Here is a 7,972-nt window from a genome sequence, read left to right as displayed (position 1 = left end):
TATTTAAATATATATTTTATAATAATGACCTCGCCGCATTCACTTGCGGCGAATTTATTTTTTAATTTAATCTTGGTTTTTTTATGTTTGATTTTTTTGCAAATGAAATGAAATGGGTTTTGTCTTCAATGGATGGTTACATTTTGCCACTTATTGAAGCTACTTCTACCACATTATCATTAGCCTTTGTATCATTAATTGTTGGGATTATATTTGCTTTTATTTTCTCAATATTAGAATCCGTTCCATTCAAACCCATTGCATGGACCATGTCTTTATTTAACTTAACTATTCGAGCATTACCCGAATTATTAATTGTGATAGCCATTTATAACGGTTTACCGTTATTATTGATATTATTAAATGATGGTTTCACCATCGATCTGTATTTTACCTCTTTAACAATACAGCTAAACATTGAAGATTTTAATGTTAGTCCTTTTTTATGTGGTGTTTCCGCACTTTCTCTTCTCTATGCTGTTTATGCCTCTCAAACTTTACGTGGTGCATTTAAAGCAATTTCTAATGGACAACGGCAGGCCGCGCAAGTTTTAGGACTAAGCAAATCTCGCACATTCTTTCGCATTATTATGCCACAAATGTGGCGCCATGCTTTACCAGGTCTAAGTAATCAATGGTTAATATTATTAAAAGATACGGCTTTAGTTTCAGCAATTGCCATTAATGATTTAATGATGCAAACCAAAGCCATTGTTGCACGAACCAATCAACCTTTTTTATGGTATATCGTGGCTATGATTATTTATCTAATTATCTCAATTTTTAGTCAAAAAATTATATCGCGCATTGAAAAACGCTCAACCTATTTTGAACAACCTACCTCAGCGAAAAATTAGTAAGGTCGCATTATGTTTGATAATTTTATTCATTACCTAAAAATAATCTGCCAAGGTCTCCCTGAAACATTAAGTTTAAGCATTTTAGGTATTTTATCTGCAGGAGTTATTGCTACTTGCTTATCATGTTTATTATCACTAAATCACTTTATACTAAATAAAGTGATACGCACATATATTATTATATTTACCGGTACACCTTTACTTGTACAGCTATTACTCATTTATTATGGGCCATCACAGTTTAAAGATATTTTAATCAAAGTACCATTACTTTATAATACCATCTCTTCACCTTGGTTTTGTGCCTATTTGGCATTAACACTTAACAGCGCTGCTTATACAACGCAAATTTTTTATGGCTCGTTAAAAGCCTTACCTAAAGGACAATGGCAAGCTTGTAAAGCACTTGGTATGGATAAAATACAAACGTTAAAAGTTGTTTTTCCTTATGCTTTAAAACGTGCACTTTCCACTTATTCAAATGAAGTCGTGTTTGTCGTAAAAGGTACTGCATTAGCCGCAATGATTCCTGTGATGGATGTGATGGGTTATAGTAATGATTTGAATGCGGATTATTACGATTTCACTATTTTTATTGCTGCTGGGCTAGTTTACCTCTTGATAAATGGTTTGCTTAGCACCATTATGAGGATAATAGAGAAAAAAGCCCTCACATTTGAAAACTAATATGAACTCATTTGATTCAGCATCTTTTTTAAAAACTGTCCCACATAAACCGGGTATTTATCAGATGTTTAATGATAAACAGACGATTATTTATGTGGGAAAGGCAAAAGATCTTAATAACCGTCTAAAAAGCTATTTTAACAATAGCAAAAAAACCTTAAAGACAGATATGCTAGTTAGTCATATCCGCCATGTTGAATTCACAATTACTAATACCGAAACCGAAGCTTTATTACTTGAACAAACTTATATTAAAAAGTATCAGCCACGATACAATGTGCTTTTAAAAGACGATAAAAGCTACCCATTTATAAAATTAAGTAAAGAACAACATCCTCAACTATCGCTTTACCGAGGAGCTGTAAATCGGAAAAAAGATGAGTTCTTTGGTCCTTATCCCAGTGGCTATGCTGTTAAACAAATATTAGCCTTGTTACAAAAAACATTTCCAATAAGACAATGCCTGAATTCGACATATCGCAATCGCACCCGTCCTTGTCTACAATATCAAATTAAGCGTTGTTTAGGGCCTTGCGTACCTGGTTTAGTGAGTGATGAAGATTACCAACAGCAAGTTAACTATGTAAGGTTATTTCTGTCTGGGCAATCAGAACAAATCTTACAAAAAATCACTGAAGATATGCAAAAAGCCAGCAATGAACTTAATTTTGAAAAAGCGGCAACACTACGCGATCAACTACAAGCAATAAAACATATTAATGAAAAACAAGCAATTTATAACAATAATGATAATCTTGATGTGATTGGTTTTCATTATGAATTAGGTTTAGCGTGTATATATGTTTTATTTATTCGCAACGGGCAAACCTTTGGTCATCGATCTTACTTCCCTAAAGTGCCATCCAATACGGAATTAGAAGAAGTTATTGAAACATTTATAGGGCAATTTTATTTGCAAGGTAATCAAAACCGCAATATTCCTAAGAAAATTTTGTTGAATTATTCTTTATCTGATAAAAAACCTATAGAAGAGACACTGTCACTTATTGCTGAACACCAAGTTAAATTGGTTGATGAACCTAAAGGTGATAATCTAAAATTACTCAACATTGCAACGGTAAATGCTCAAACTGAAGTAAAAAATAAGCTATTAGCAAACTCAACCATAAAACAACGTTACGATGCATTAAAAACCTTTTTAGGGGTTGATAAAATTAACCGCATGGAATGCTTTGATATTAGCCATTTTATGGGCAAAAACACCATTGCATCTTGTGTTGTTTTTGACGATAAAGGACCAGTTAAAGCCGAATTTCGGCGCTATAATATTATAGGTATCACACCAGGTGATGATTATGCAGCAATGGAACAAGTATTAACACGCCGTTACAACAAAAAAGAGCTTCCCGACGAAAAAATCCCCGACATCATTTTTATTGATGGCGGTAAAGGACAACTTAACCAAGCGTTGCAAGTATTTGACCAATTGAATGTTAATTGGAATAAAAATCATCCTATTTTAATTGGGGTAGCAAAAGGCGCTGAGCGTAAAGAAGGATTAGAAACCCTTTTCTTTGAGGCTCATGGCACTGGGCGCTATCTGGATGATCATTCCCCTGCTCTATTACTCATTCAACAGATCAGAAATGCATCACACGATCATGCCATTGTCGGCCAACGAAAAAAAGGCATCAAACAACTTACCGATAGTGCTTTAGAACATATTGAAGGAGTTGGAGCCAAAAGGAGGCAAGCATTGCTTAAACACTTTGGTGGATTAAGAGAACTAAAAAATGCCAGCATTGATGAAATAGCGCAAGTGCAAGGAATATCTAAATCATTAGCTGAAAAAATTTATCTAAATTTAAAGCAATAACACATTGAAAAATTAACATTTTTCAGGCAACATAGTCACCAATAAAAGACTATTTTTCGCTAATTACTAATGCATTGATTAATAAAATAAAAAAGAGCTTCTATCACATGAAAATTAATTTTCCAACAGCCTTAACACTATTTAGAGTCATTTTAATTCCTTTTTTTGTGATGGCATTTTATTGGTTTCCTCATCAATGGGCTGGTTTTTTTTCTGCATTGATTTTTTTAATTGCGGCCGTAACCGATGTTTTAGACGGCTATCTTGCCCGTCGCTTAGGACAAACAACTAAATTTGGTGCTTTTTTAGATCCTGTTGCTGATAAAATTATGGTGACAATTGCTTTAGTTTTAATTACACAATATTATCAAGCATGGTGGATCTCTATTTCAGCAATTATTATCGTTTCACGCGAAATTATCATATCTGCCCTGCGAGAATGGATGGCTGAAATTGGTAAACGTAAAAGCGTAGCTGTTTCGTCAATTGGCAAAATAAAAACAATTACCCAAATGACCGCGTTAACTTGGTTACTATGGCGTCCTTGTGATATGGTCATTTATGCAGGTCTCGTTGCATTATTTATTGCAACAGCTTTAACGCTATTATCAATGTTACAATATTTATGGATAGCGCATAGTGATTTATTAGAAGAAGAATAACCGACTATTTATATTTCTAGGCAAGCACTTTTTTATACAAGTAATTTTGTTCAATCAAAACGTATAAACAAAATTACTCATCGCCTTATCAATTAACGTACAACCCCATTTTAATCATTAATTAGCTAAACATTGAGCAATTAAACAATTAATTTAAAATTTCTATTGACTGAAATCATAAGATAGGTAAAATGCACTGCATTCAAAGCGAATTACTTTTTGTAAATCAGTTTTGAGCCCGGGTGGTGAAATCGGTAGACACAAGGGATTTAAAATCCCTCGGCCTTTTTGGCCGTGCGAGTTCAAGTCTCGCCCCGGGCACCAGCCTTTACTTATGCGGGAATAGCTCAGTTGGTAGAGCACGACCTTGCCAAGGTCGGGGTCGCGAGTTCGAACCTCGTTTCCCGCTCCAATATCTTTTCTATAAAACCCTATTCACTGATACAATTGATTGAAAAAGGAAAATAAAAGTTATATTTCAGTCTACTAAATTCTGATGAAATCCACTTAAAGCGATAACTTATTAGTTCAAAATTTTTTTGAATTCTATAACTAGTCCAAAAATAATTTATTGTGATAGCCCCAGTTTAAGTGGAGTAGAAGTCATTACTTCTAACTAGCCTTACGTTGCGTTTAAACACATAAGGAGCATTTGTACGAATTGTGCTATTATTGGCTTATTGTGTCACTGTTTGAATCCATAGTTGCTTATTTTTGAAATCAATCTTCACTATATTTTTACTAAGGAAATCAAACCCGATTAATCCATCAGACTGAAATTCAGCGGGAAGAGAATCCAATATAACAGCGTCGGTATTATCATTAACAACATTATTAACTTTAAGTGATACAAATTTATAATCACTTTCATCGTCATTCTTTTTAATCGTTTTTGCTGAAAGTGATTGTTCTTTTATGACTGACATAGTGGCACCAGTATCTAAAATCATTTTATAACTCTTTATACCATCCGACATATCTATAACTAAGCCCTCACCATTGATATGAAAAGGAATTGGAATCCATTTTTTACCAAGATCCGCAGCAATATCTGTTTCATCCGATATTATTATTTTACTTTCAGGATAATTAATAGTTAAAATATAACCATCAAATAAACCCAGCCCAATAACTGGGTTTTCTATATTATTATTCTCATTATTATCATTACTACTAGAAAAACTCAGGCCCCAATTTTTATATTCTACAACTTCCACACGTTTAAAAATAAAAGAATTCAACTCTAACTCATTGATAATAAATGTTCTACTCTCTGTAATGTTACCAGATAAATCAATACTTCTCGTTTTTTGTGAATTTTCAGATTTATTCGGGATTTTATCAATTAGCTCTATTGGCAGATGTAAAGCTTCTTTGGTGCCAGTATCTAATGTCAATGCAATTTTTTCACCTTCAAGGTTTATTATTATATTGGGTAAACTATATTTTTTATCAAAAATCAGATCCCAAACTACTTCACTACCGTAGGCAAAGTTAATGATTAATAATATGATTAAAGATAGTAATTTTTTATTCATATAAATCTCTTCATTTTATAAACATTACTTTTATAAATATTAGTGAAGTGCAAGTTTTTGGGGATAGTTATTATCGCTTTAAAAAGAAGCATGAACAAGAAGAAGAGCTTGCACGCCAAGAAATCAACCGTGAAAAACTATCGGAAAAAATCAAGCAGAGCCACATATTGAACAAACTGTTGTCAATATGGCCTATAAATAACCTGCTTATGGTCAACATCAAGGATCAACCAATTTTCTATCAAAAAGACATATTGATGTCAGAAGATGGTATACATTCAGTTTGGCGACGCTGTGATTTATTTTGATAGCGAACAAGTACCGCTTTTACGCATTCTTACAGACTGAGGAAGAAATAAAGGTTATAAGGAAAGTCGTGCTTATGAACTGTATCTTAATCTAAAAGAGATTTAACACACCAAGGCCAAAGCCTACAACTCCAAACTAACGGTATTTATGAGCGATTTGATAAAATGATCAAAACCGAATGTAACGATATCTTATTTCGACGTAAGATTTACACACAATTGAGTGAAATACAAAACGTAGTTAACCAATGGCTTGAATTTTACAACCGATAAAAAGCACATTCAGGCAAGTATTGTTATGGAAAAACACCATAACAGACTTGGTTAGGTACAAAACGGTTGGTTAAGGAAAAGCAGTTAGACAATTTATTTTGAGCATCGAGCCTTGATTTTGTTAAAATAACAAACGCCTGTCAGATTAAGTCTAACCTAATAAAAACATTGAAGTTAACTGTAAATCTTATGGTTAAAAGGATAAACTACCCCCAGCACAGCGCCCTAAAATACGCCAATAAAAACTTCAATAAAATCAATGGCCTTTCTGACTGATTTTTAACAAATAAACAAAATGGCATAAGCGTGCTTTTTCCTATTTGGATATGGAAAAAATATTACTAGCAAGGCGCACAAACCAATTTAAGCTCACAATTCACATCTATAATTATAGAATTTAACGGCAGCATTAACTGTCACTAGAACCACATATTGAATAATCGATTGTTAAGTTACTTTTTGAGTATCAAATTAGATTGGGATTTTTATTGCTAATGCCCTCACCCTGTTAAAAGCAATGAGAGCATTATATTTGGCATTTATTAAGCAACGCCAGGAATGGTGAAATCCATAATGAGTAATAACGTTGGTAAAATAAAAATAGATAAAACTGTTGATACAAAGAAAATACTTGACGCTTGTTCTTGCTCAACATTCCAATTATAAGCCAAAATAACAGCTGTTGATGCCGTTGGCATTGCTAATAAAAAGACCAGTTCTTCAGCTTCCATACCGGTAATACCAAATAAGTATACAGAAATAAGCGCCACTACAGGTGTAATAAAACTTTTCAATATCACATTGATCATTAATGGTTTAGACAATGTTAATTTAACACCATGAATACCAACACCAACTGCAATAAGCGAAATAAAGTTACAAGCATTAGACATAATATCAAAGGTATTAAACACAAAATGAGGTAACCATTTTGTTCCATCGGTAACGCTCACAATTAACCCTAAAATAACAGCTAAAAACATTGGTTTCATCAGTGAGTTTTTGACTGCACTAAATATCATATCACCAGTTACCTTACCACCAGACATTTTAGTATCGCATAACTCTAACAAGAATATTGTCATTGGAATCAATGATAACGCCACAACAAAATTAGCAATCGCAACTGAAATAGTAGAAGCCGCACCTAACATCAACGTTAAGAAAGGAACCCCCATCCCCCCCATGTTTGGAAAGCAACACAACATAGTATTCATAGCCGTTGACTTTAAATCTTTATGTAATATGTATTTATTGGTTAAAAAACAAATTATCCATAAAAATGACATAGTACAGAAAAACGCAAACATCCAAATACCATTAAATATTTGCGAGGGTTTAGCATGCGAAGTATGCACAAAAAGTAACGCTGGGAAGACAAAGTTTGAGACAAGCCCTGATAATAATTTTTTAGCATCTTTTGTGAAGATTCCTTGTTGTACACATAACCAACCAAGAAAAATTAATAAAAAAACTGGAAGACACGAACTGACAACTTGCCCTACTGCAGACCAGATTAGATTCATTTTTTAAAACTCCTAAAATAATATTACTTAAAATACAAATTCGGTAATTGGCCGGTAACTTCAGATTAGATATTATATTTATAAAACCGAAGTAAAATAACTGGGTAACAAAATCAAATATTTTTTATTACCTATAAAACGGCATTTTTTCTTGAAACTGGATATTATTAATATGTTATTTCACACCGTGTATAATTGCTTAAAAACACGATTAATATGACAACCTTTAATTATATTTAAATGTAAAATATATAAACTTACAGATCATTATACTTACTCTT

At 32.9% G+C, this 7,972-nt stretch carries 6 protein-coding genes and 2 tRNA genes; 6 read left to right on the top strand and 2 right to left on the bottom strand.

Annotated features, from left to right (window positions below):
• Window positions 1-128: 128 nt before the first annotated feature.
• From artQ to A9G41_RS08450, 6 genes are all read left to right on the top strand, one after another.
• A complete protein-coding gene (gene artQ, locus A9G41_RS08475) occupies window positions 129-857 on the top strand; it encodes an arginine ABC transporter permease ArtQ (protein ID WP_065581819.1) in 729 nt (242 codons plus the stop codon).
• Window positions 858-869: 12 nt separating this feature from the next.
• A complete protein-coding gene (artM, locus tag A9G41_RS08470) occupies window positions 870-1,547 on the top strand; it encodes an arginine ABC transporter permease ArtM (protein WP_065567551.1) in 678 nt (225 codons plus the stop codon).
• Between the two features lies 1 nt (window position 1,548).
• Complete coding sequence (gene uvrC / locus A9G41_RS08465; protein WP_065581773.1) at window positions 1,549-3,384, top strand: excinuclease ABC subunit UvrC; 1,836 nt, start codon at window positions 1,549-1,551, stop codon at window positions 3,382-3,384.
• Between the two features lie 107 nt (window positions 3,385-3,491).
• The gene (pgsA, locus tag A9G41_RS08460; RefSeq protein WP_065581772.1) at window positions 3,492-4,046 is read left to right on the top strand and encodes a CDP-diacylglycerol--glycerol-3-phosphate 3-phosphatidyltransferase; all 555 of its coding nucleotides are present in this window, start codon (window positions 3,492-3,494) and stop codon (window positions 4,044-4,046) included.
• Between the two features lie 236 nt (window positions 4,047-4,282).
• A tRNA-Leu gene (locus A9G41_RS08455) sits at window positions 4,283-4,370 on the top strand.
• A gap of 12 nt (window positions 4,371-4,382) precedes the next feature.
• Window positions 4,383-4,458 (top strand) — tRNA-Gly (locus A9G41_RS08450).
• 265 nt (window positions 4,459-4,723) lie between these two features.
• On the opposite strand, the gene A9G41_RS08445 is transcribed toward A9G41_RS08450, so the two are convergent.
• Both A9G41_RS08445 and A9G41_RS08435 read right to left on the bottom strand, forming a co-directional pair.
• A complete protein-coding gene (locus A9G41_RS08445) occupies window positions 4,724-5,584 on the bottom strand; it encodes a hypothetical protein (RefSeq protein WP_065581771.1) in 861 nt (286 codons plus the stop codon).
• 1,123 nt (window positions 5,585-6,707) lie between these two features.
• On the bottom strand, window positions 6,708-7,691 hold the full coding sequence (locus A9G41_RS08435) for an AEC family transporter (protein WP_065580310.1): 984 nt from the start codon (window positions 7,689-7,691) through the stop codon (window positions 6,708-6,710).
• Between the last annotated feature and the right edge of the window lie 281 nt (window positions 7,692-7,972).

This window comes from Gilliamella sp. Nev5-1 (assembly GCF_001690895.1).
GTDB lineage: Bacteria > Pseudomonadota > Gammaproteobacteria > Enterobacterales > Orbaceae > Gilliamella > Gilliamella apicola_C.
The sequence above is the reverse complement of the archived record's forward strand: the minus strand, read 5'-3'. Positions and strand labels throughout refer to the sequence as shown.